The following is a 24,869-nucleotide window of genomic DNA, read 5'->3' on the forward strand; positions in this document are numbered from 1 at the left end:
ACCAACATCGGTGGTGACCTGAACAACAGCGGCAATGTCAGCACGACGGACAACGGCTCGCTGAACGTGGGTGGCAACGTCACGAACGACGGGACGGTCGACACGGACAACGGTTCGCTGAACGTCAACGGCAGCGTGGACAACAACGGCACGCTGAATACGACCGGTGACAACGGTTCGACCAGCATCGGTGGTGACCTGAACAACAGCGGCAATGTCAGCACGACCGACAGCGGCTCGCTGAACGTGGGTGGCAACGTCACGAACGATGCGAACGGCACGCTGGACACGACAGACAACGGCTCGACCAGCATCGTTGGCGACCTGAACAACAGCGGCAACGTCAGCACGACTGACAACGGCTCGCTGAACGTGGGCGGTAACGTCACGAACGACGCGAACGGCACGATCGACACCAGCAATGGCGGCACGACTGATGTCAACGGCAGCCTGTCGAACAACGGGACGGTCGACACGGATAACGGTTCGCTGAACGTCAACGGCAGCGTGGACAACAGCGGCACGCTGAACACGACCGGTGACAACGGCTCGACCAGCATCGGTGGTGACCTGAACAACAGCGGTAACGTCAGCACGACCGACAACGGCTCGCTGAACGTGGGTGGCAACGTCACGAACGACGGGACGGTCGACACGGACAACGGTTCGCTGAACGTCAACGGCAGCGTGGACAACAACGGCACGCTGAACACGACCGGTGACAACGGCACGACCAACATCGGTGGTGACCTGAACAACAGCGGCAATGTCAGCACGACCGACAACGGTTCGCTGAACGTCGCTGGCAACGTCACGAACGACGCGAACGGCACGATCGACACCAGCAATGGCGGCACGACTGATGTCAACGGCAGCCTGTCGAACAACGGGACGGTCGACACGGACAACGGTTCGCTGAACGTCAACGGCAGCGTGGACAACAACGGCACGCTGAACACGACCGGTGACAACGGCACGACCAACATCGGTGGTGACCTGAACAACAGCGGCAATGTCAGCACGACCGACAACGGCTCGCTGAACGTGGGTGGCAACGTCACGAACGACGGGACGGTCGACACGGACAACGGTTCGCTGAACGTCAACGGCAGCGTGGACAACAGCGGCACGCTGAACACGACCGGTGACAACGGCTCGACCAGCATCGGTGGTGACCTGAACAACAGCGGTAACGTCAGCACGACCGACAACGGCTCGCTGAACGTGGGTGGCAACGTCACGAACGACGGGACGGTCGACACGGACAACGGTTCGCTGAACGTCAACGGCAGCGTGGACAACAACGGCACGCTGAACACGACCGGTGACAACGGCACGACCAACATCGGTGGTGACCTGAACAACAGCGGCAATGTCAGCACGACCGACAACGGTTCGCTGAACGTCGCTGGCAACGTCACGAACGACGCGAACGGCACGATCGACACCAGCAATGGCGGCACGACTGATGTCAACGGCAGCCTGTCGAACAACGGGACGGTCGACACGGACAACGGTTCGCTGAACGTCAACGGCAGCGTGGACAACAACGGCACGCTGAACACGACCGGTGACAACGGCACGACCAACATCGGTGGTGACCTGAACAACAGCGGCAATGTCAGCACGACCGACAACGGCTCGCTGAACGTGGGTGGCAACGTCACGAACGACGGGACGGTCGACACGGACAACGGTTCGCTGAACGTCAACGGCAGCGTGGACAACAACGGCACGTTGAACACGACCGGTGACAACGGTTCGACGAACATCGGTGGTGACCTGAACAACAGCGGCAATGTCAGCACGACCGACAACGGCTCGCTGAACGTGGGTGGCAATGTCACGAACGACGGGACGGTCGACACGGACAACGGTTCGCTGAACGTCAACGGCAGCGTGGACAACAACGGCACGCTGAACACGACCGGTGACAACGGCACGACCAACATCGGTGGCGACCTGAACAACAGCGGCAACGTCAGCACGACCGACAACGGCTCGCTGAACGTGGGTGGCAACGTCACGAACGACGGGACGGTCGACACGGACAACGGTTCGCTGAACGTCAACGGCAGCGTGGACAACAACGGCACGCTGAACACGACCGGTGACAACGGCACGACCAACATCGGTGGTGACCTGAACAACAGCGGCAATGTCAGCACGACGGACAACGGCTCGCTGAACGTGGGTGGCAACGTCACGAACGACGGGACGGTCGACACGGACAACGGTTCGCTGAACGTCAACGGCAGCGTGGACAACAACGGCACGCTGAATACGACCGGTGACAACGGCTCGACCGACATCGGTGGTGACCTGAACAACAGCGGCAACGTCAGCACGACCGACAACGGCTCGCTGAATGTGGGTGGCAACGTCACGAACGACGGGACGGTCGACACGGACAACGGTTCGCTGAACGTCAACGGCAGCGTGGACAACAACGGCACGCTGAATACGACCGGTGACAACGGTTCGACGAACATCGCTGGTGACCTGAACAACAGCGGCAATGTCAGCACGACCGACAACGGCTCGCTGAACGTGGGTGGCAACGTCACGAACGATGCGAACGGCACGCTGGACACGACAGACAACGGCTCGACCAGCATCGGTGGCGACCTGAACAACAGCGGCAACGTCAGCACGACGGACAACGGCTCGCTGAACGTGGGTGGCAACGTCACGAACGACGGGACGGTCGACACGGACAACGGTTCGCTGAACGTCAACGGCAGCGTGGACAACAACGGCACGTTGAACACGACCGGTGACAACGGCACGACGAACATCGGTGGTGACCTGAACAACAGCGGCAATGTCAGCACGACCGACAACGGCTCGCTGAACGTGTCGGGTAACGTCACGAACGATGCGAACGGCACGCTGGACACGGCGGACAACGGCTCGACCAGCATCGGTGGTGACCTGAACAACAGCGGCAATGTCAGCACGACCGACAACGGCTCGCTGAACGTGTCGGGCAACGTCACGAACGATGCAAACGGCACGCTGGACACGACGAACAACGGCTCCACGACCATCGGTGGTGACCTGAACAACAGCGGCAATGTCAGCACGACCGACAACAGCACGCTGAACGTCGGTGGCAACGTCACGAACAACGGGACGATCGACACGGATAACAGCACGACCAACATCGTTGGCGACCTGAACAACAGCGGCAATGTCAGCACGACCGACAACAGCACGCTGAACGTGGGTGGCAACGTCACGAACGACGGAACGATCGACACGGACAACAGTTCGCTGAACGTCGACGGCAGTGTGGAAAATAACGGCACGCTGAACACGAACGGCGACAACGGTTCGACGAACATCGGTGGCGACCTGACCGGCAGCGGCAACGTCAGCACGACCGACAACGGCTCGCTGAACGTGGGTGGCAACATCACCTGCACCGGGGAAATCAATGGGGTGAGTTGTGCGAATAACTCCAATGAAGATTCCGGTGCCCACGGCAACGGTTCAGGTGGCAGCTCCAGTGGAGGTACCAGTACCGCTGGCGCGGTTGGGGGCGGTATCGGTGCAGGCCTGCTTGGTGGCCTGGCTGGTCTGCTCTGGTACGACTCGACTCACGCCTGGATCCTTGAAAGTCCGCAGGCGCTGACGGTAGATGTGGGAGACCCGACGTTGTGGGCGGACGCTACCGTGGATCACGTGGAGGTTGACGCGCTCGAGCACCGTGCGATTGTCAGCCTGCACACGAGAGCTGGGCTTGTCGAACGTCGGCTCGCCTTCAAGGACCGTGCGGACGGAGTGGATCACTTCGAGGCGAACGACCAGGCGACAAAGATGCACTCGGTACTCTCGTTCAATCATCAAACCCGCGAGTACTTCTTTGAGGAAAGTGGCGTGAAGGATGGCAAGCCGTACACCGTCAAGGCACACGGCTGGCTGAACCCGCGTGCAGCGCTGGCGCGATAGTGGCGAGTTCGCTGTACCGGTTGCAGGGCAACGCGCCCTGCACCGGTACAGAGAGGTGGCCGCGCAAATTCGGACAGTCGGATAAGTGGTTTGGCCGGGGCCTGAGCCAGCGATAATGCTGGCAAAGGAACCGAGGAAATGACGAAGAGAACCCGACGGACGCACTCAGCGGCGTTCAAAGCGAAAGTGGCACTGGCAGCGGTCAAAGGTGAGCGCACGCTGGCCGAACTGGCACAGCAGTTTGATGTACATCCGAACCAGATCACGGAATGGAAGCGGCAGTTGCAGGAGCGTGCGGCAGACGTGTTTGGTGCGACAGGTGCACCGTCGAGCGATCCGCCGGTGGACGTGAAAACGCTGCACGCGAAGATCGGGCAGTTGACGCTGGAGAACGATTTTTTGTCAGGAGCGCTCGGCAAAGCCGGACTGCTGAGCGCAAAGCGATGATTGACTGTACGCATGCGCTGCCGGTTTCGCGACAGACGCGACTGGTTGGCATCGCGAGATCGAGCGCATATTACCGGGCGCAGCCGGTCAGCGAGGTCGATCAGTTGCTGATGCGGCGAATCGACGAACTGCACATGGAGTTCCCATTTGCAGGGGCGCGGATGCTGGCGCGCCTGTTGCGCCGGGAAGGCCATGAGGTGGGTCGCCGTCGCGTACGCACGCTGATGAAGCGCATGGGCGTCGAGGCGCTGTACTGCAAGCCGAACACGAGCCGCCGCAACGCGCAGCACAAGATCTGGCCGTACCTGCTGCGCGGCATGAAGATCGAGCGTGCCAATCAGGTGTTCGCCCTCGACACGACGTACATTCCGATGGCGCGCGGCTTCGTGTACCTGACGGCAGTGGTGGACTGGGCGAGCCGCAAGATTCTCGCGTACCGGGTCGCCATCACGCTGGAAGCCACGCACGCCGTCGAGGCGCTGGAAGAGGCGTTCGCCCGCTACGGACTGCCCGACATCGTGAACACCGATCAGGGTAGCCAGTTCACGGCGGGCGCGTTCACCGAGGCGGTGCTGAGCCGGGGCGTGCGGCTGTCGATGGACGGCAAAGGGGCCTGGCGCGACAACGTGTTCGTCGAACGGGTGTGGCGCAGCATCAAGTACGAAGAGGTCTACCTGAAAGCGTACGAGTCGGTCAGCCATGCCCGGCGCTCCATCGGCGAATACGTCGAGCTGTACAACCGGAAACGGCCCCATTCGAGCCTGGCGGATCAGACCCCGGATGAGGCATACTTCGCGACGCTGCCTGCGATCAAATCGGCAGCATGATTGCCTCGGACGTTCCACTTAAAAATCTCAGATGACTGTCCGAACGAGTGAGGCCACCTCTCAGCGACGTTTTGCCGTCAACCGCTACCGCACCGAACGGGGATAGAGACGTCGTTCCACGAAAGTTCCGCGCGCACTGCTTGCCAGTGCTTGTCAACGAATTGCTCCGCAGTACGTGGAAATTCGGACATGTCCTAGCGGCAGCGTGATCGATGTGCGGAGCCAATTTCCAAACGAGGGTGGACGCCGCAATCGCAAAATTGACGACCGTCAGTTTTAGTGCCGACTATCGAGATGGGGTCGTTTCATATGGTTGTGCCTGCATGCTTGGCAGGGCAACCTATAAGCACGCCGTCAGATACGGGGACCAGTGAGCATTTCAGTGGTAGTGGCCCTTGTAGCGCTGCGCAAGCAGCATGATCGATCGAAGCCAGGATTCCAGTGCCGCATGAGGCGATGGCAACGGTGCAGCCAGGTGGCAGGTTCTGGTTGCGCGTGCATCCCTTCGACCAGCTTGAACGGTCGGAGATTTAACACTTGATGAGTACTGCAATGGTGTTGTGCCGGAACGGCAAGCATTTTTGATAGTAGTTGTCTGCTTTGATTGGCGTTTTGGTATGTGCCAGTCCGTCCGGGTAGGTTAATAAGTCATGCGTGCAATCAAACGACGCGAATTGGGTTGGACTCGGGCTCGACAGTGGTTTGTTCAGGCTGGAGTCTGGACGGCAGCAGGGCTTTGCGGCGCGCTGACCGACCCTGGCGTACAGGCTGCCGAGCCTGCGACCTCTTCCGCCAGCGCGGTCACGAACGCTCCCGTCACGGTACATGTATTTCCATCCGGCAGTGCGCAGGATGCGGCCGTTCAGGCGGCGCTGCGCGATGCCTTGCAGCAGAGCACGTTGCCAACAACGTTGCAGGAGGTCGACCAGTGGTCGACACGTCTCACTGCCGACTTGCGCAAGGGGGGATTCCCTCTTGGTCAGGTGCTGATGACGCAGCAGGATTGGGAAGCTCGCTCCAAGACGGGACAGTTGGTGTTCACGGCCTTCCCGGGCCGCGTAAGCGAGATCGTCATCCATAACAAGTCACGTGTGGCGGACGACCGGCTCCGGAGCATTGTGACGCACGCATTGTGCGGGAGCGCGACGCTCGGCGAGGATTGTCTGTTCCAGACCTCGCGTTTTGAGCGGACCACTCAACTGCTGCAAGATCTCCCGGGCGTGGCGCTCGACGGTGCTCCGCAGTTCGCGCCAGGCACCGGCACGGGTACGGTGAGGGTCGAGTTCCCGGTGACGGAGAAGGGAAAGCCCGTCTCGGTGAGCGCGTCGATCGATAACAACGGGATTGAGACGACAGGGCGCACGCGCGCCGGAGTGAGCGTCTCCGCCAATAACTACTTCGGGCTCGGAGAAGATTACGCGTTCACGATCATGGGTACCGACAAGCGGATGTGGACCGGGTCGGTGGCCGGAAGTATTCCGATCTTCTCCGACGGTCTACGGCTGACTGCTGGCTTCACCCGGCAGCAATATTCCGTTCTGGCCAGCGGAACGCCTCTGGCCGGTGTAGCCAACACGGTCTCCGCGGGTTTTCTTTACCCCTTTACGCGAGGCCTCGACAGGAACGTCTGGGGGGGGCTGTCGCTGCTGCATACCAACACGTCCGTCGAGTTTAGCGATTACGGTGTCGGGACACGCAGCAAGCTCGACTCAGTGCAACTCTCGCTGACGGCCAATAACGGCGATCGCGCACAGCAGTTGCGTACCAACGTATGGAGTGCTCAGAGTGCGTTGACCGTAGGTCACCAGCGTAACGATGACCCCAGCGATTCCGTAACTCAGCGCGGAGGGACTTACGTCAAGGCGACGGGCACCGGCTTTGGCACCTATGCGCTGGACCGCGCAGGCAACCTGTTCCTGAGTGGACGCATCACGGGCCAGTTGGCGGACCGGAACCTGGATTCGAGCGAGCAGCTCATGCTCGGCGGCCCGACGGCTGTCCGCGCGTACCGCCCCGACGAGCCGTCAGCCGACGAAGGCATTGTTGCGAATGTGGGGCTGTACCGGCGGTTTTCTGTAGCCGCGGGCCACCAGATCCAGCCCGGAGTTTTTGTCGACTACGCGATCGCCCGCATGAACCACAGCCCATGGACGAACTGGGCGTCCAGCTACCCCGGGGTGCCCAACGTAAAAAATCGCCGGAATCTCGCCGGTTACGGAGTGAGCGTGGACTGGCTCACCCCCTACGGTGCAACTGTTTCGGCATCTGTCGCAAAGCCATTTGGTTTCTCGGATGGCTCATGGGTTGAGCCGGGCCGCAAGCCCGTGCAGTTCTGGCTCGGTGTCACCTGGAATCACTGATAGCTCCGTCTTTACTTTGTGAATACATCATGGCAGACAAGTTTCCACTGAACGAATTCGAATACCACGCCTACCGGCGCGACCGCGAGCAGGCTGCGCGCACGCTGATCCGGCTTCTCGAGATCGTCGACGCCAACTACGGCGTGCTGATGGACATCGATACGTGGGCGCAGTCAGAATCGGCCCGCGACATCATGGATGATCACCTGCTTACGCGGCTTACGAGCGCGGTCACCACCCTTGCAACGGACCCCGAATTCTCGGTCTCGGACTTCGGCGTAGCCCGCCTGGCGTTGTTTCACCGGTGGTTGTCGGCGCTCTTTTCGGCGAGCCCTTTCCGTAACGCGGATCACATCCTCCGTTCGCTAGGCACGGAGTCGGACGCCAAGAATATCCTGCAGCTGCGCAACGCCGAATCGCGGAAGTTCCAGCTCTTTTACCTGACCGACTCCGAGGTGCGGCTCGACTGGGATGTTTTCTGGGAATTCGACAAGGTGCGTGCGGCCAACCTTGCTATTTCCATTCTTTCCACTCGGCTGATGGCATCGCCTGCGGCTCACGAAAAGCGGGAAATGCTGCTGCGCTGGTTGCCGCCACGCTTGCCCGAGCTGGAGTGGGATCAGTTGCCCGGCGGCGTCATCCACGATGCCTACATGCACTGCTCGTATGCCGACTTGCCCAGCAAGCACGACATCAAGCGCTCCATCAACAAGCTGATCGAGCGGAAACTCGAAAGTCTGGAGATGTTCGACGTGACCCGTCCGGCACAGCCGCCGGCACACGGCGAAAAACCGGTCATGCTGGTCGTGCTGGAGTGGTTTTCCAAGAATCACTCGATCTACCGGACCCACTCGCAGACGATGGTGGCCATGCGTGACAAGTTCCACTTGGTCGGCATGGGCTACGAGAACCGGGTTGACGACGTCGGCAGGGAAGTGTTCGACGAGTTTATCCCGCTGAAGGGCGCTCACCTCTGGGAGCATGCAGCCCACGTGCGTGAGGTGAGTGAGACTCGCAACGCACAGGTTATGTACATGCCCAGCGTTGGGATGTTCCCGATCACGATGGTTCTTGCATGCTTGCGCGTCGCGCCACTGCAAATGATGGCGCTGGGCCATCCGGCGACGACCCATGGACACGCGATGGATTACGTCGTCGTGGAAGAGGACTACGTGGGTGACGAGGCATGCTTCAGCGAGAAGCTGCTGAAACTTCCCCGCGATGGGATGCCATACCGTCCGCCGGCAGCGATGACGCAGTTGAAGCTCGAGCAAGGGCACCTCGGGGCGCGTTCGACCCCGGATACGGTCCGAATTGCGGTGGCGGCTACCATCATCAAGCTGAACCCGGGGTTCCTGCGCATGTGCGGACAGATCGTGCGCGAGGCGAAGGTGCCCGTCGAGTTCCACTTCCTGGTGGGCCAGGCCAGCGGGATCACCTATCCGCAGCTTTGCCACATTATCCGGCGTCTGGTGGGCAAGGAAGCTGTCACGCACAAGCACCAGAACTATGAAAGCTACATGAAGGTGATCGCCGACTGCGACATGTTCATGAATCCGTTCCCGTTCGGCAATACCAACGGGATTGTGGATACTGTCTGGGCAGGGCTCGTGGGCGTGTGCAAGACCGGACCGGAAGTGAATGAGCACATCGACGAGGGTATGTTCAGGCGGCTCGGTTTCCCGGAGTGGACGATTGCTGACACGCATGAGGACTACAAGGCGGCCGCATTGCGGATGATCCACAACGTTGAGGAACGTCACCAGCTTGCTGCGGAGCTGGCCGGCCCGCAGGCGATCGAGAAACTGATCTTCAAGGGGCGTCCAGAAATTCTGGGCGAGCGGATCGTGGCGCTGTGGCGAGGACGCTTTGCTGCTGCCGTTCCGACCGATACGGGCAAGTCCGATACCGGCAAGTCCGATTTCGGCAAACGCAAGAAGAAGCGGGGTAGAACGCCAGTAGCCGCGTGAGGAGCCCATGGCCCGGATCATCTATCTAGCCTATGGGGTGCCGAGGACTGGCGGGGATTTCGTGAACATCGAACACGTGTGTGCACTGAACGCCATGGGGTTCGACGCGACTCTCGCGTATTTCGACGATGGCGTCGACCCAAGCCAGATCGCCTGTCGTTCAGCACATTTCAATGACGTGCGGTACAAGCCGGATGACGTCGTGGTGTGCTTCGAGGATAACCGTGAGGCGCTGGAACGGGCCGCGCGATTGTCCTGCCGCAAGGTGTTGCATAACCAGAATACCTGGCTGCTGATGCAGGCACTGCAGTCGCTCGAAGAGATCGGGGCGATGGGATTCGAGTCGGTTATCTGCCCATCGCGTTACGGAATCGAGATGATGCAGGAGGCGGGCTACGACGGGCCCGTCGAACTGATCAGCCCCTATGTTCCGGATTTTTTCGCGCCACAGGAGAAATCGCTGGCCATTGCATGGTCGCCGAGGAAGCGACCACTTGAAGCGGCCTACGTGCGCACAGCGTTCCGGTCAAAGTATCCGCAGCACCGGGACGTGCCCTGGATACTGATTCAGCATATGCCGCGCGAGGAGGTTGGCCGGGTGCTCGGCACGGCGGCTATTTACGCCAGTTTCGCGAAACACGAGTCGGTCTGCCTGTCGGTGCTCGAAGCGATGAGATCTGGCTGCATCGTCGTGGGCGACCACGGCGGAGCCGGGCTGGAGTATGCGGACGTGACCAACGGCCTGTGGCTGCGTGAACACGAGTACGAGCTGTTTGCTGATGCGCTGAATCACGCGGTGGAGATTTTCCGGTGCGGCGGGGCCGACAACGCATTCTCGCTTGCCGCGAGGAAGACGGCCCGTCGCTACAGCGAGAGTGATTTCGGCGCGATGCTTGAGCGTTACTGGAGCGGCCACGGGCTCAGTCGAAGCGGAAGAGCAATCCATGCATGAAACCCGTAAGTCAGCGGTTCGCTGGGTGCACGAACCCGCATTCGTCGACCACCATTTCCGCGGCGACGGTATCGACGTCCGGACAGGCGATGATCCGCTGCGCAGTTACGCGCACATGTAGCTGCGGCGATGGACAAGCCCGTCCGGCTGATGCTGCAGTTGATCTGTGACTGGCGCTGGCATGACCTGCGAAAGGATAACCGCTGGTATCCGACGCTATAGGTATTCCACACCAGCTGGAATCGCAGCAGCCGGGACTGGAATGGTGTGGTTGGCCGGATACGACGCGAGTCGCAGGTGTGGCGAATCTGGCTGACGTATCGGGCGGATCCCGGCGAACGCACCGCGGCCGATTGGGTATGACGAAGGCATTGGACGGATTTACGACTTCAGGACCAACATCATGTTCAACAATTCAACAGACCGGCTCGTTTCGGGCGCCATCACCGGCGCGTTGCTCACGGCGGCTATCGTCATCCTGGCGATCTGGCTGGATTTCCCTTCGCGGCGCTATGCCGACTCGTTTGTACGCCTCGCGGTGCCGGTGATGATTTCGGCGGCGGTGCTGTTTCCGCGGCCGCTGCTGCTACGCACGATATGGAACGGCCGACGCCAGCCATGGGTCCTCGACGAGGACCTCGACCAGCTTATGCGGGGTCGCACAGTCGGGCTGATCGGCGGGGTTCTCATCGGCATTACGATGGCCGGGCAGATGTTCTGAGAAAGACCGTGTCACGGATGCATCATGGCGATGCAGGGCAGTTGGTTGTAGCGAAAGCAAACGGTAGCCGGTTTCCGCAGGTTCGACGACAGCAACCGTAATGTTGTGCTTCCCGCTCGGCGACTTTCCTTCTATCGTTGGTAGCGCTGGCCCGATGCCATTTGCACCCCATGGGCGTGTGGGCAATGGACTTACGTTTGTTTCTGAATGACGGTGGGCTAAAGGCGCTGATCGCCCCGATCAGGCGCAATATTGGGGCAGGTCACTTGTAGCGCGAGCATGAGGCGTACAACAACGCCGGGCGTATTTCAAACGATGTCGATCGATTTTGTAGACGACAGCAACTTTGCGTGCTTCGCTGGGCAGTGACGTCTGAATCTGGAACGACAAATTGCGGGATGCTGGTGTGAATGAAGTAGTGTGAGACTGGCACGCCGCAGGCTGTGACTTGTAGCATGGGGTTGGAGACCGAGCCTTGCTGCGGCGCGAATTGAGATGCCGCGACATGTCCGGGATTGCGGGATGACACATTGAGACGGGGCGGCGATGATGCCACCATGGGGCAAGGGACGATTCAAACTGTTCTTCGGTGCAAAGGGGACCGTGGTCCGCGTGACTACCGTCCAGAGCACTGGCAGCGCTGAACGCGACAAGGAATGCATCGCGTATTGCTGGAACCGCACCGTTCCGCTGCCTAAGAAGGGAGTGCGGACTAACGCGCAGTGGTTCATCCTCGACATTGACGCAAATGCGGTACTGGACGCGCCGCCACGGTGACGAAGTAGCCTGGATCTTAGCCGGCAGGGAAGCGTGATCGACCGGATGGTTTTCTGCGTCAGGACAGATCGGGAGCGCCGCGCAAGCGACGGCTTGCGGTTTTCTAACGCTGCCTCGCATTGCGGCTACGGACTACGCCATCTGTGCCAATGCGAGCCAAAAACAATAAATACACCGAACGACTCAGGAACGGAAAATCATTCGTGGCAAGGCATGCATGCCAGAACTGGATCGGCAAAGTCAGCCAGGTGCCTGCCGCCTGGTGGTTTTTTCGCGTCGCGGTCTCGGTCTGCCATCCAGGTATCGCGCTTTCTCCCCCCACGCGAAATACGGGTATGAATCGCGCGGTGAAGCGGTTGTCGGCTAGTGGCAAGGCGCCGGACATGAGATTGCCTGCACGAGGTTTCAGATAATCCTCCGGCGCGAAGGGACAAACGCCGTTCAGCGTGGGCGTTCCACTGCGGTACGGGGCCTGGACGCTGCGGGGAAGGTCGGCAAGGTACGGTTGCATTCGCAGCGATGGCTGCGGACACATCACGAAAGGGAACAACATGAGGCGTCGTATTGCAGTAGTAGGCGACACGCTGGACGGCGGCGGCGAAATTCTCGCTGGTGATCAAGGGACCGGTTTCCGCGCGCACGGTCACGTGGCCGCGCTGATTGGCAGCAAAGCATACTGCAGCGTGTGCGAGAGCACTGGCGTGATTGCAAAAGCGGGTGGTCCGCATCGCCCCGTTTATGGAGGCTCGCGGGAAATTGCGTTAGATGGCGATATCGTGTGCTGCAATTGCTCGACGCCCCGCCGTGTCGTCGCCACCCTTGCGGGCGAAACATGGCACGACGATCTCGCTGAACGCCAGGACGGAAAGGCAGTCGCGAAGCCCAAAGCGAGTTAGGCATTTTTCGCAAGTCGTGGGAAATAGACGGTATCCGGAATTTCGTGTGTGAGGCTCGATGACGGTATCAGGCCACCAAACTCGTCGATCAGATACCACTGTCAACAGGTGACTCCATGCAGATCGCCGATTGTGTCGAACTGCACTTTCAGGTGTCGCGCCACTGCGCTGGGTGTTCGTTTGCGTTGTTGGAGCCGTGCCAGTGTCTGTGAGAGCTCAATGCCGGAGCTTGCAGCTTCTCCGTCGGGTCTTCCTGGCGCTTCCGCCGTGAAGATCGTGAACATGGTCTGAGCCCATGGCGTCGCACGACCCTCATCGCGCCACGAGCAAACCCTTTTCCTCGATGAACGCAACGACCTGATCGAGGCCATCCAGGGCCTTCAGGTTGCACATCACGAACGGCCGCTCGCCGCGCATCTTCTTCGCATCCGATGCCATGACGTCGAGGTTCGCGCCCACGAGCGGCGCGAGGTCGGTCTTGTTGATGACGAGCAGGTCCGACTTCGTGATGCCGGGGCCGCCCTTGCGCGGAATCTTCTCGCCGCCCGCGACGTCGATCACGTAGATCGTGAGATCCGAAAGCTCGGGGCTGAACGTGGCCGCGAGATTGTCGCCGCCCGATTCGATGAACACGATGTCCGCCTCGGGAAAGCGCGTGAGCATCTGGTCGACGGCTTCGAGGTTGATCGATGCGTCCTCACGAATCGCCGTGTGCGGACAGCCGCCGGTCTCGACGCCCATGATGCGCTCGGCGGGCAGCGCGCCCGCTACGGTCAGGAGACGCTGGTCCTCCTTGGTGTAGATGTCGTTGGTGATGGCGACGAGGTCGTAGCGCTCGCGCATCGCCTTGCAGAGCATTTCGAGCAGCGTGGTCTTGCCGGAGCCAACCGGCCCGCCGACGCCGACACGCAGCGCCGGCAGCTTCTTCGTTCGCTTCTTCGTCTGTATCGTGTTCATGTCGCTTGGGCACCTAGGAGCGGAAAAGCCGCGAGTATTGCGATTCGTGCCGCGCCGAGAGAATCCCGAGTTGCGGCGCGAATGTATTGAGTGCGTCGGGTGGCGTGGCGAGCGCGCGCGCGACAGCCTTTTCGATCAGCGGACGCAGCGCGACGATGATGCGCGCGCCCGCTAGCTGGCCGAGCGGTACCGCTTTGAGCGCCGCGGCCGTCTGGTTTTCGACCCAGCTGAACGCGTAGGCCGCAAGCGCCGATTCGGCGGCGGCGTCGTGAGTAGAGGCCGCGAACGCAAAGGCGCTGGGGTGAGCCACGGGCGACATGCGATCGAGCGTGGCGCGCCGTGCGGCGTCGCCCCATTCGAGCTGCGTGCAAAGCTGGCGCAGCGACCAGCCCATCTGTGCTGTTTCGCGTCGCAGTTCCGCCGATTCGCGGCTCGCGATGAATTGCGCGTTTGTTTCGATCAACGCTTGTGCGTCGTGTTCATCGTGAGTGCGCCAGCGCGCCATCTGATGAGCCACGAACGGCAGTTCGCCCGGCGCGAGCACGGTCGCGAGTCCGCTTTCGATCCAGCGCGCGCAGTCGTCGGCGTTCGTGACCAGTTGGGCGTCGATGGCCGCTTCGAGCCCCTGCGAATAGCTGAATGCGCCGACCGGCAGCGCCGGCGAGGCGAGATGCAGCAGCGCGGTGAGTTCAGCGATGTGCATGGCCGTGGCCGTGATCGTGGTTGTGGCCATGTTCGTGCGGATGCTCGTGGCCGTGATGCTCGTCGAAGACGCGCTGCGCCAGTGCGTAGTCGTCCGCGTAGGTGTCGTCGTGGCCGTGTCTGTGCCCGCCGCCGTAGGCGCCCGTTTCGGGCTGAAACGGCAGCGTCGCATGCTCCACCTGAACGCCGAGGCGCTTGAGCATGTCTTCGAGCACGGGGTCCGCTTCGAGCTTGAGTTCGTCCGTGCCCACCTCGACCGGCGTGTGCCGGTTGCCGAGGTGATACGCGGCCCGTGTGAGCGTGATGGGCTCGCTCGCGCGCACGAGCAGCACGCTTTGCGCGGCGGCGATCACGCGCACGAGGCCGCCGTCGTCGGCGACCAGCATGTCGCCGTCGCGCAGCACCGTGCCGCGCGGCAGCACGACGCCCACGTCTTCGCCCGTATCGAGCGTAGCCGCGAAGCGGCTCTTGCAGCGCGCCTCAAAGGGCAGCGTGAGCGTCGGCGCACGCCGGATCAGCACCGCTGCGAGCTTCGTGTTGAGTCGTTTGTCGATCGTGCGCATGTCAGTACTCGCCGGGCCCGGAGCTTCAACTCAGAACAGGAAATATCGCTGCGCCATCGGCAACACCGTGGCGGGCTCGCACGTGAGCAACTGGCCGTCCGCGACGACCTCATAGGTTTCCGGATCGACGCTGATCGACGGTTGCCACGCGTTGTGAATCATGTCGGCCTTCGTCACGTTGCGGCAGTTACGCACGGCCACCACATGTCTTTGCAGGCCGATGCGCTCCGGTATGCGCTTGTCGAGCGCAAGCTGCGAGACGAACGTAAGCGAGGTCTGCGCGAGCGCACGACCGCGCGTGGCGAACATCTCGCGATAATGAACCGGCTGTGGTGTCGGGATCGACGCGTTCGGGTCGCCCATCTGCGCGAGCGCGATCATGCCGCCCTTTAGCACGAGCGAGGGCTTGACGCCGAAGAACGCGGGCTCCCAGAAGACGAGGTCGGCCCACTTGCCCGGCTCGATCGAGCCCACTTCATGCGCGATGCCGTGCGTGATGGCAGGATTGATCGTGTACTTCGCGACGTAGCGCTTGACGCGGAAGTTGTCGTGACGCACGGTGTCTTCGGGCAGCGCGCCGCGCTGGACCTTCATCTTGTGCGCGGTCTGCCACGTCCGGATGATGACCTCGCCCACGCGGCCCATTGCCTGCGAATCCGAAGAAAGCATGGACAAGGCGCCGAGGTCGTGCAGGATGTCTTCGGCGGCGATCGTTTCGCGGCGGATGCGCGATTCGGCGAACGCGATGTCCTCGGCAATCGACGGATCGAGGTGATGGCAGACCATCAGCATGTCGAGGTGCTCGTCGAGCGTGTTGACCGTGTACGGGCGGGTGGGATTGGTCGAGGAGGGCAGCACGTTCGGCTCGCCGCACACCTTGATGATGTCGGGCGCGTGGCCGCCGCCCGCGCCTTCGGTGTGGTACGTGTGGATCGTGCGGCCCTTGAACGCCGCGACGCTCGCTTCCACGAAGCCCGCTTCGTTCAGCGTATCGGTGTGGATGGCGACCTGCGTGTCGGTGGCGTCGGCCACGGTGAGGCAGTTGTCGATGGCGGCGGGCGTGGAGCCCCAGTCCTCGTGCAGCTTCAGGCCGACCGCGCCCGCTGCGATCTGCTCCAGGGCGGGCTGTGGCTGGCTCACGTTGCCCTTGCCGAGAAAGCCGAGGTTCATCGGCCAGCCGTCGGCGGCCTGCAGCATGCGCTCCAGGTGCCACGGACCCGGCGTGCAGGTCGTGGCGTTGGTGCCCGTCGCGGGACCCGTGCCGCCGCCAAGCATTGTGGTCACGCCCGAGGCCAGCGCTTCGTCGATCTGCTGCGGGCTGATGAAATGGATGTGCGAATCGACTCCGCCCGCGGTCACGATCAGCCCTTCGCCCGCGATCACTTCGGTCGCGGCGCCGATGGGAATCGTCACGCCAGGCTGCACGTCCGGATTGCCCGCCTTGCCGATGCGCCAGACACGCCCATCCTTGACGCCGATGTCGGCCTTCACGATGCCCCAGTGATCGACGATCACCGCGTTCGTGACGACCGTGTCGGCCACTTCAGCCGCGAGGCGTTGCGACTGGCCCATGCCGTCGCGGATCACCTTGCCGCCGCCGAACTTAACCTCGTCGCCATAGACGGTGTAATCGCGCTCGATTTCGATGAGGAGTTCGGTGTCGGCGAGCCGCACGCGGTCGCCAGTGGTCGGGCCGAACATTTCTGCGTAGGCGCGGCGGCCGATTTTCAAAGGCATATCGGATTCCTGATGAATGTGGGGCGCGTCGTCGGCGCTCAGAGCGGGCCCATGATCTTGCCGTTGAAGCCGTAGACGGCACGATCGCCCGCGAGTGCGACCAGTTCGACGGTGCGCTCCTGGCCGGGCTCGAAGCGCACGGCCGTGCCCGCCGCGATGTTCAGGCGGAAGCCGCGCGCGGCGTCGCGGTCGAACGCCAGCGCTTCGTTGACTTCGTGGAAGTGGTAGTGCGATCCGACCTGCACCGGACGATCACCCTTATTGGCCACCGTCACAGTGACGGTCGGGCGGCCCGCGTTCAGTTCGATTTCACCGTCTTCGATCAGCATTTCGCCGGGGATCATGCGCGGCCCCATTCACAGGTTCACGGAATCGGATGATGGACGGTGACGAGCTTCGTGCCGTCCGGGAAGGTTGCTTCGACCTGGATGTCGGGGATCATCTCCGGCACGCCCTCCATCACATCCTCGCGCGTGAGCAGCGTGGTGCCGTAGTGCATGACCTCGGCGACTGTCTTGCCGTCGCGGGCCGCTTCCATGAGCGCGGCGCTGATGAACGCGACCGCCTCCGGATAGTTGAGCTTGAGGCCGCGTGCCCGGCGCCTTTCGGCAAGCAGCGCGGCGGTGAAGATCAGAAGCTTGTCTTTTTCGCGTGGCGTGAGCTTCATTGTTCGGAGTCGGTTGGGACGGGCGGCGCGCAAATTTGCGCCGCGCCGCAGCGTAAAAGAGCCCGGTTGCGGTCGCTTTGCAGCACGCGAACCCTCAGCAAGGCCCATGCCAGTGATGGGGACAGCCTGGATGCACCATCTTCATGATGTCGATGCACCACAATGCACCGCGATGGCGTTGCTGCGCCGCGATGCGGTGCGTGAGGATTCCGTGATGGTGCGTGCGCTGCGGATCAGGTGGATCAGGTGGTCCAGAGGCGCAGCGGCGTGGCGTCGACGCCGTGGATTGTGTGACGCAATGCCGTCCAGCAGCGCGTGAGCGTTTGTTGCAACGGCTCCATCGATCGCGCGAGCACGCGCACTAGCAGGACGCCGGGGCAGACGCAGGTCACGCCGCCGCGCAGCGCGTCGCCAAACGGTAGCGAGGCGGCGAGTTGCTGCGCGAGCGCGTCGTCGCAGGCGGGGCTCACAGCCCACAGCACGCCAAACGCCGGATAGCCCGCGAGGCCTTGCGGTGCATCGCGCAACGGATCGTCGGCGTCGAGCAGCGTGCGTTCGAACCAGAGCAGATCGGCAGGCTCGTCGTGGTTCTGCGCGGCTCGCTCGACGCGTGTCAGCGAGCGCAGCATGCCCGCCGACCAGCGTTCGCCTGCGGCCTGGCGTCCCAACTGCACGGCGTCCCAGCCGATGGCCGTCGCGTTCGCGCCAAGCGTCAGCGAGAACTCCAGCTCGGCGTGGGCGTGATCGAAGATCAGGTTGTTTTGCGGCAGCCAGTCGAGCTTCGCGCCGTCGCCGAGGTGGAGCGCAATGCGCTGGCGCGCCACGCGTCCGTTCGACTTGTACCATTTCGTCGCGCCGGGCGTGGTCAGTACGGCGTGCGCGTGGTCGCCGACGCTCACGTCGATGTCGAGCCTGTCGCCGCCTGCAATCCCCGCGGGTGGATGCACGATCACCGCATGGCAGATCGCATCGCCTTCGGGATAGAGCGGCCGTTGAACGCGCAGCGGCCCCACGTGACGCCGATGTGCGAGCACCGTGCGCGCGCCTTGACGTTCGAAGCCAAGTTCGAGGCGCGCCGGCCATTCCTGCGCGGTGGCGCAACGAGACTGGAGAGCCGCGGCAAGCGCGGCGTGGTCTTCGTGAAGCGACATGCTGGGGACAGGAGGGGGGCAGGTGGCGTCGAGGATAGCACGCGCGTTCACGCCGGATGATCCTCGTTCAAACCGCGATCAGGGCGCGTACGCCATCGGCGTCCATATTCGCGCCATCGCCGCCCGCGACGATTTCTCCGCGGCTCATGACCCAGTAGTGGTCCGCGATGGCCTTCGCGAAATCGTAGTACTGCTCGACGAGCAGCACCGTCATGTGCATCTCCTCGACCAACGCACGCAATGTTCGCCCGATGTCCTGAATGATCGAAGGCTGGATGCCCTCGGTGGGCTCGTCGAGAATCAGCAGTTGCGGCTCGCTCATCAGCGCGCGGCCAATCGCAAGCTGCTGCTGCTGGCCGCCGGAGAGATCGCCGCCGCGCCGCGCCCTCATGTCCTTGAGCACGGGAAAGAGCGTGTAGATGTGATCGGGAACGCGCGCGGGCGCGCGCTTTTTGCTCGCGGCGCCAACCAGCAGATTCTCCTCGACGGTAAGCCGCCCGAAGATGTCGCGGCCCTGCGGCACATAGGCAAGGCCATTGGCGACACGCGACCACGTCGGCAGTTTCGTGAGGACCCGGTCGTTCCACGCGATCGAGCCGCTTTTCGCGGGCACGATGCCCATCAGGCAGCGCAGCAACGTGGTCTTGCCCACGCCATTGCGCCCGAGCAGCACGGTGAGCTTGCCCTCCGGTACGGTCATCGAGACATCGCGCAGGATGTGGCTGCCGCCGTAGTACTGGTTCAACGATTCAATTGTCAGCATGTCGATGCCTGTCGTGTACGCGGGGTGGACTCGGGGTGGACTCGGGGTGTACTGTCACCGGCCAAGATACGATTCGATCACCGCCTCTTCGCGCTTCACATCTTCGAGCGTGCCATCGGCAAGCACGCTGCCTTCTGCCATCACGGTCACGCGGCCGGTTGCGCCCGCCAGTGCCGCGACGAATTCCATGTCGTGCTCGACCACCATCATCGAGCAGCTGCCGCGCAGGCGGTTCAGCAGGGCGGCGAGTTCCATCGTCTCGTCGTCGGTCATGCCCGCGGCGGGCTCGTCGAGCAGCAGGAGCGCCGGGCGCTGCATCAGCAGCATGCCGATTTCGAGCCGCTGCTTCTGGCCGTGCGAAAGTTCGCCTGCGAGCCGACGCGCGTCGCTTTCCAGACGGATCACTTCGAGCGTCTCTTCGATCTTCGCCTGCGCCTCGCGGTCGAGCCTCGCGCGCAGCGTGGCGAACCAGCCCTTGTCGGCCTTCATGGCAAGTTCGAGGTTCTCCCACACGGGATGCTGCTCGAACACGGTCGGTTTCTGGAACTTGCGCCCGATGCCCGCGCGCGCGATGGCTGGTTCGTTCATGCGCGTGAGGTCGAGCGTCTGGCCGAGAAATACCTTGCCCGAGTCGGGCTCGGTCTTGCCGGTGATGACGTCCATCATCGTCGTCTTGCCCGCGCCGTTCGGGCCGATCACGCAGCGCAGTTCGCCTACGTCGATCGAGAGCGTGAGCTTGTTGAGCGCGCGAAAGCCATCGAAGCTCACCGTCACGTCCTCCAGATAGAGGATCGTGCCGTGCGATGTGTCGATCACGCCCGGCTCGACGACGTGGCCCATTTTCGCCACGCCGGAGAGCGTCGGCCGGTCGAAGTCGTCGGATGAATCGGCGTTGAGCGGGGCGCTTGGTTGGGCGTTTGCGTTCATTCGCGCTTCTCTCGCTTCGTGACGAGTTCGATGAGGCCCATGATGCCGCCCGGCAGCAACAGCGGCACGAGCACGAAGATGAGGCCGAGGAAGAAGAGCCAGTACTCCGCGAAATACGCGGTGAAAAAGCTCTTCGCACCGTTCACGGCGAACGCGCCGATGATGGGGCCGATCAGCGTGCCGCGTCCGCCCACGGCCACCCAGATCGCCATTTCGATCGAGTTGCCCGGCGACATCTCGCTCGGGTTGATGATGCCGACCTGCGGCACATAGAGTGCGCCCGCGATGCCGCACAGGATCGCCGAGACGGTCCACACGAACAGCTTGTAGCCGAGCGGGCTGTAGCCGAGAAACATGAGCCGCGTTTCGCCGTCGCGCACGGCGGTGACGACGCGGCCGAGCTTCGACGTGACGATCGCGCGCGCCGCGAGAAACGCGAGCACGAGCGTGGCGAAGGTCATGAGAAAGAGCACGGTGCGCGTGCCTGGGTGCGTGATCGGAAATCCGGCAATGCGCTTGAAATCGGTGAACCCGTTATTGCCGCCGAAGCCCGTTTCGTTGCGATAGAAGAGCAGCATCGCGGCGAACGTCATGGCTTGCGTGATGATCGAGAGATACACGCCCTTCACGCGCGAGCGGAACGTGAAGAAGCCGAACACCCACGCGAGCACCGCGGGCAAGAGCACGACGAGCGTGAGCGCGTAGGCGAGATGCTGCGTGCCGTGCCAGTACCACGGCAGTTGATGCCAGTCGAGGAACACCATGAAGTCGGGCAGGTCGCTGCCGTACTTGCCCTCATGGCCGATCTCGCGCATCAGGTACATGCCGATCGCGTAGCCGCCCAGCGCGAAGAAGAGGCCGTGGCCGAGACTCAGGATGCCGCAGTAGCCCCACACGAGATCGAGCGCGAGCGCCGCAATTGCATAGCACATCAGCTTGCCGGCGAGCGTCAATGCGTAGGCAGAGAGATGGAACGCGCTCGACTGCGGCAGCACGAGCGCGCACAGCGGCACGCCCGCGCCGATGGCGAGAATCAGCGCGATCAGTGCGTACCAGGCGCGCCGTGTGAGCAGCGGCGCACGCGCGGGCAGGCCGAGCGCGAAGGTTTCGGGGCCGTCGCCGCTGGGCGGCGCGGGCGGACCATACGTGGTGCGCGGGGGCGTCGAGGTGATGGTGGTCATGTCAGTACTCGCCGGGCCACGACCGAAGGGCGCATGGGGGTCGTTTCATTTTTATGCCTCAGCGCTACGGCCCTTCAGGGCAAAGAGCCCCTGCGGACGCTTCTGGATGAACAGCACGATCAGCACGAGCACGGCGATCTTGGCGAGGACCGCGCCCCAGAACGGCTCGATTGCCTTGCTGACGAGCCCGAGACCGAAGCCGCCGATAACAGTGCCCGCGATCTGGCCGACGCCGCCCAGCACGACGGCCATGAACGAATCGATGATGTAGTTCTGGCCGAGATCGGGGCCGACATTGCCGATCTGCGAGAGCGCGCAGCCGCCGAGGCCCGCGACGCCCGCACCGAACGCGAACGCCCAGGCATCGACGCGCGCGGTCCGCACGCCGACGCACGCGGCCATGCGGCGGTTCTGCGTGACGGCGCGCACGAAGAGGCCCAGGCGCGTCTTCGTGAGCACGGCCCACGCGATGCCCACGACGATCAGCGAGAACGCCAGGATCGCGAGGCGGTTGTACGGGAGGATGAGGTTGGGCATGACGGTGAGTCCGCCGCTCATCCACGCGGGGTTTTCGACTTGCACGTTCTGCGCGCCGAAGATCGTCCGCGTGACCTGAATGAGGATCAGGCTGATGCCGAACGTGGTGAGCAGGGTTTCGAGCGGGCGTCCATAGAGATGGCGGATCACGAGCCGCTCGATGATGGCGCCCACGAGCGCGGCGGCAACGAACGAGGCGGGAACCGCGAACAGCGGATACCAGTTGAACGCGCCCGGCGCGTAGTGCTGCACGAGCGTCTGCACGACATACGTCGCGTACGCACCGATCATCAGAAACTCACCGTGCGCCATGTTGATGACGCCGATGAGGCCATATGTGATCGCGAGCCCGAGCGCGGCGAGCAGCAGCACGCTGCCGAGCGAGAGCCCGGCGAACAGCGTGCCCGCGATGGCGCTGCGGCGCTGGATCGCGTCGAGTGCGGCGATGCCTTCCTGGGCGGCGGCGCGCACCTGCGCATCGGGTTCGGCCCACGCGCCCGTTGAAGTCTTCGCGACGAGCGGGCGGAGCAGTTCGTACATGTCGAGGTCGTGCCGCGACGCGACGAGCTTCGCGGCTTCGCGGCGCGCGGCCGCGTCGGGGTCGTGCAGCGCGCTCATCGCCCAGAGGACGTCGAGGCGGCGCTTGAGCGCCGGGTCGGTTTCCTTCGCGCGCGCGGCGTCGATCATCGGCTTCATCGCCGGGTCTGGATTCTTCAACAGTCCTGCGATGGCCGCGCGACGCGTTTCGATATCGGGCGATGCGAGTTGCAGGCCGGACACCGCGCCCGCCACTTTCGAGCGCAGCAGGTTGTTGAGCGTGACAGGCTGCGCGTTGCCCGCGACTTCGGCGGAGACGGGCTTGCCGGTGATCGCGTCGCGTGCGCTTTGTGCATCCGCGCCGTCCTGCACGAGCACAACGCCTGAATCGGTCGCCGTGACGTTGTTGTCGGAGAGCGCCTTGAGGAACGCGAGCGAGGCGGCGTCGTGCGCCGCGATGAGTCTGTCGATGGCCGCGGACTTCGCGTCGAAGTCGTCGCCGCCGAGCGGTGTCACGTCGGCGGCGTCGAGTGCGTGCGCGCTTTGGCACAGCATGGCGAACAGCACCGGCAACAGCGCGCAAGCTCGGGCCAACCTCTGGAGAGAGTGCACCATGGTCGCTCTTTATCGAAGGGGGAGCCGCCGCGTAATGCCGCGCGGCGGCAGGTCTGGCCTGGACTGGCCCGGTGTGACTCAAGCGCCACGCACCGCGCCCACGAGGCGCGCGGCGCGAGCGTTGCGTCAATGGGTCAGGCCACGCGCGAGCGGCGCAGGAAGTCGGGCAGCACGGTCGAGCTGACCACGTCCGGCTTGCCCTCGTTTCCGGAGATGAACGGGCTCCACGGCTGCGCGCGGATCGCCTTGTTCGTCTTCCAGACCACGTTGAACTGACCGTCCGCGCGAATTTCGCCGATCATCACGGGCTTGTGCAGGTGATGGTTGCCGTCCATCGTGAGCGTGAAGCCCGAAGGCGCCGCGACGGTTTGCCCGATCATCGCCATGCGCACCTTGTCGACGTCCGTGCTCTTCGCCTTTTCGACCGCCTGTTTCCACATGTGGATACCGACGAGGGTCGCTTCCATCGGATCATTGGTTACGCGTTTGGCGCCGCCCGGCAGATTCTGCGTCTGCACCCAGTTGGCGAACTGATCCCTGAACTTCGTGTTCGCCGGACCCTTCACCGACATGAAGTAATTCCAGGCCGCGAGGTGGCCGACGAGCGGCTTGGTGTCGATGCCACGCAGTTCCTCTTCGCCCACCGAGAACGCGACGACCGGCACGTCGGTGGCTTTGAGCCCCTGGTTGCCGAGTTCCTTGTAGAACGGAACGTTCGAGTCGCCGTTGATCGTCGAGATGACCGTGGTCTTGCCGCCCTGCGAGAAAGTCTTGATGTTCGCGACGATGGTCTGATAGTCGCTGTGTCCGAACGGTGTGTAGACCTCCTGAATGTCCGCATCCTGAACGCCCTTCGAATGGAGGAAGGCGCGCAGGATCTTGTTGGTCGTGCGCGGATAGACATAGTCAGTGCCGAGCAGGAAGAAGCGCTTCGCGCCGCCGCCTTCGGCGCTCATCAGGTACTCGACGGCAGGAATCGCCTGCTGGTTCGGCGCGGCGCCCGTGTAGAACACGTTGCGCGACATTTCCTCGCCTTCGTACTGCACCGGGTAGTAGAGCAGGCCGTTGAGTTCCTCGAACACCGGCAGCACCGACTTGCGCGACACCGACGTCCAGCAGCCGAATACACATGCCACCTTGTCCTGGGTGAGGAGCTGGCGCGCCTTTTCGGCGAAGAGCGGCCAGTTGGAGGCCGGATCGACCACGACCGGCTGGATCTGGCGGCCCATCACGCCGCCGTTCTTGTTGATGTCGGCGATCGTCATCAACGCGGTGTCTTTCAGTGAGGTCTCCGAAATCGCCATCGTGCCCGATAGCGAGTGCAGGATGCCAACCTTGATCGGGCCGGTGTCCGCGTGGGCGAACGGTACGCGCCCCGCAGCAGCAAGCGCCGCCGACATCGTCCCGAGTTTCAACAGACTTCGACGTTTCATGCTTTTCCCCTTCACGGTGGGATGGTTGAAATCGTGAGCCCGGCGCATGTGGGTACGCGCCGCCCATTGAGTGGCCTGTCTTGCGAGCAGTGCTACTGCAAGCGTCGTGCCAGTGGGGCGCTTGTGCGCGATGCTTGTGGAATAAGGCCCGCGACGTCACGCTGTGGTTGTCCCGGCGGATGGATGTGGTGCACC

At 62.9% G+C, this 24,869-nt stretch carries 20 protein-coding genes (1 of these 20 running past the window's edge); 7 read left to right on the top strand and 13 right to left on the bottom strand.

Features of this window, described 5'->3' with window-relative positions; genetic code table 11:
- From L0U80_RS03390 to L0U80_RS03415, 6 genes are all read left to right on the top strand, one after another.
- Positions 1-3,954: the end of an ESPR-type extended signal peptide-containing protein gene (locus L0U80_RS03390; RefSeq protein WP_233862524.1), read on the top strand. The gene continues 24,060 nt to the left of window position 1, outside the view; 3,954 of the gene's 28,014 nt are visible here — the last part of the coding sequence; the start codon falls outside the window, past its left edge; its stop codon occupies positions 3,952-3,954.
- A gap of 138 nt (positions 3,955-4,092) precedes the next feature.
- Positions 4,093-5,228, top strand: a protein-coding gene (locus L0U80_RS03395; protein WP_373322092.1) for an IS3 family transposase whose coding sequence is annotated in 2 segments (ribosomal slippage) — positions 4,093-4,348 and positions 4,348-5,228 — 1,137 coding nt in all. Because the reading frame shifts where the segments join, the coding sequence is not laid out codon by codon here.
- 650 nt (positions 5,229-5,878) lie between these two features.
- Positions 5,879-7,588 carry a ShlB/FhaC/HecB family hemolysin secretion/activation protein gene (locus L0U80_RS03400; RefSeq protein ID WP_233862526.1) on the top strand — a complete coding sequence of 570 codons (1,710 nt, stop codon included), beginning with the start codon at positions 5,879-5,881 and terminating at the stop codon, positions 7,586-7,588.
- Positions 7,589-7,617: 29 nt separating this feature from the next.
- The gene (locus tag L0U80_RS03405; RefSeq protein WP_233862527.1) at positions 7,618-9,558 is read left to right on the top strand and encodes a peptide transporter; all 1,941 of its coding nucleotides are present in this window, start codon (positions 7,618-7,620) and stop codon (positions 9,556-9,558) included.
- 7 nt (positions 9,559-9,565) lie between these two features.
- Positions 9,566-10,510 carry a glycosyltransferase gene (locus L0U80_RS03410; protein WP_233862528.1) on the top strand — a complete coding sequence of 315 codons (945 nt, stop codon included), beginning with the start codon at positions 9,566-9,568 and terminating at the stop codon, positions 10,508-10,510.
- A gap of 403 nt (positions 10,511-10,913) precedes the next feature.
- A complete protein-coding gene (locus tag L0U80_RS03415) occupies positions 10,914-11,231 on the top strand; it encodes a hypothetical protein (protein WP_233862530.1) in 318 nt (105 codons plus the stop codon).
- Between the two features lie 880 nt (positions 11,232-12,111).
- Here L0U80_RS03415 and L0U80_RS03420 read toward each other — a convergent pair.
- Positions 12,112-12,561 (bottom strand): hypothetical protein, encoded by a 450-nt coding sequence (locus L0U80_RS03420; protein WP_233862531.1) that lies wholly within the window; start codon positions 12,559-12,561, stop codon positions 12,112-12,114.
- On the opposite strand from L0U80_RS03420, the gene L0U80_RS03425 reads away from it, so the two are divergent.
- Positions 12,560-12,904 carry a PAAR domain-containing protein gene (locus tag L0U80_RS03425; RefSeq protein WP_233862532.1) on the top strand — a complete coding sequence of 115 codons (345 nt, stop codon included), beginning with the start codon at positions 12,560-12,562 and terminating at the stop codon, positions 12,902-12,904. The two genes, L0U80_RS03420 and L0U80_RS03425, sit on opposite strands and share 2 nt — an antisense overlap.
- Before the next feature lie 312 nt (positions 12,905-13,216).
- On the opposite strand, the gene ureG is transcribed toward L0U80_RS03425, so the two are convergent.
- The 12 genes from ureG to urtA all read right to left on the bottom strand — a co-directional run bounded on the left by ureG (position 13,217) and on the right by urtA (position 24,674).
- The gene (ureG, locus tag L0U80_RS03430) at positions 13,217-13,861 is read right to left on the bottom strand and encodes an urease accessory protein UreG (RefSeq protein WP_233862534.1); all 645 of its coding nucleotides are present in this window, start codon (positions 13,859-13,861) and stop codon (positions 13,217-13,219) included.
- Between the two features lie 13 nt (positions 13,862-13,874).
- A complete protein-coding gene (locus L0U80_RS03435) occupies positions 13,875-14,564 on the bottom strand; it encodes an urease accessory protein UreF (RefSeq protein WP_233865623.1) in 690 nt (229 codons plus the stop codon).
- The gene (gene ureE, locus L0U80_RS03440; protein WP_233862535.1) at positions 14,551-15,126 is read right to left on the bottom strand and encodes an urease accessory protein UreE; all 576 of its coding nucleotides are present in this window, start codon (positions 15,124-15,126) and stop codon (positions 14,551-14,553) included. The genes L0U80_RS03435 and ureE overlap by 14 nt, the downstream gene beginning before the upstream one ends.
- Before the next feature lie 30 nt (positions 15,127-15,156).
- Positions 15,157-16,863 (bottom strand): urease subunit alpha, encoded by a 1,707-nt coding sequence (ureC, locus tag L0U80_RS03445; RefSeq protein WP_233862537.1) that lies wholly within the window; start codon positions 16,861-16,863, stop codon positions 15,157-15,159.
- 38 nt (positions 16,864-16,901) lie between these two features.
- Positions 16,902-17,207: an urease subunit beta gene (locus L0U80_RS03450; RefSeq protein ID WP_233862538.1), complete on the bottom strand. Its 306-nt coding sequence runs from the start codon at positions 17,205-17,207 to the stop codon at positions 16,902-16,904.
- A gap of 20 nt (positions 17,208-17,227) precedes the next feature.
- Positions 17,228-17,530 (bottom strand): urease subunit gamma, encoded by a 303-nt coding sequence (ureA, locus tag L0U80_RS03455; protein WP_028214299.1) that lies wholly within the window; start codon positions 17,528-17,530, stop codon positions 17,228-17,230.
- A 242-nt stretch (positions 17,531-17,772) separates the two neighbouring features.
- Entirely contained in the window at positions 17,773-18,681 is a 909-nt protein-coding gene (locus L0U80_RS03460) for an urease accessory protein UreD (protein ID WP_233865625.1), read from the bottom strand.
- Between the two features lie 67 nt (positions 18,682-18,748).
- Positions 18,749-19,444, bottom strand: coding sequence for an urea ABC transporter ATP-binding subunit UrtE (urtE, locus tag L0U80_RS03465; protein ID WP_233862539.1), 696 nt, complete (start codon positions 19,442-19,444; stop codon positions 18,749-18,751).
- A 54-nt stretch (positions 19,445-19,498) separates the two neighbouring features.
- Positions 19,499-20,284, bottom strand: a complete 786-nt coding sequence (urtD, locus tag L0U80_RS03470; protein ID WP_233865628.1) for an urea ABC transporter ATP-binding protein UrtD — start codon at positions 20,282-20,284, stop codon at positions 19,499-19,501.
- An 83-nt stretch (positions 20,285-20,367) separates the two neighbouring features.
- Positions 20,368-21,552 (bottom strand): urea ABC transporter permease subunit UrtC, encoded by a 1,185-nt coding sequence (gene urtC, locus L0U80_RS03475; protein WP_233862540.1) that lies wholly within the window; start codon positions 21,550-21,552, stop codon positions 20,368-20,370.
- Positions 21,553-21,603: 51 nt separating this feature from the next.
- Entirely contained in the window at positions 21,604-23,241 is a 1,638-nt protein-coding gene (urtB, locus tag L0U80_RS03480; RefSeq protein ID WP_373322094.1) for an urea ABC transporter permease subunit UrtB, read from the bottom strand.
- 134 nt (positions 23,242-23,375) lie between these two features.
- Positions 23,376-24,674: an urea ABC transporter substrate-binding protein gene (urtA, locus tag L0U80_RS03485; RefSeq protein WP_233862541.1), complete on the bottom strand. Its 1,299-nt coding sequence runs from the start codon at positions 24,672-24,674 to the stop codon at positions 23,376-23,378.
- Positions 24,675-24,869 lie beyond the last annotated feature (195 nt).

It is taken from the genome of Paraburkholderia adhaesiva, assembly GCF_021390575.1.
GTDB lineage: Bacteria > Pseudomonadota > Gammaproteobacteria > Burkholderiales > Burkholderiaceae > Paraburkholderia > Paraburkholderia adhaesiva.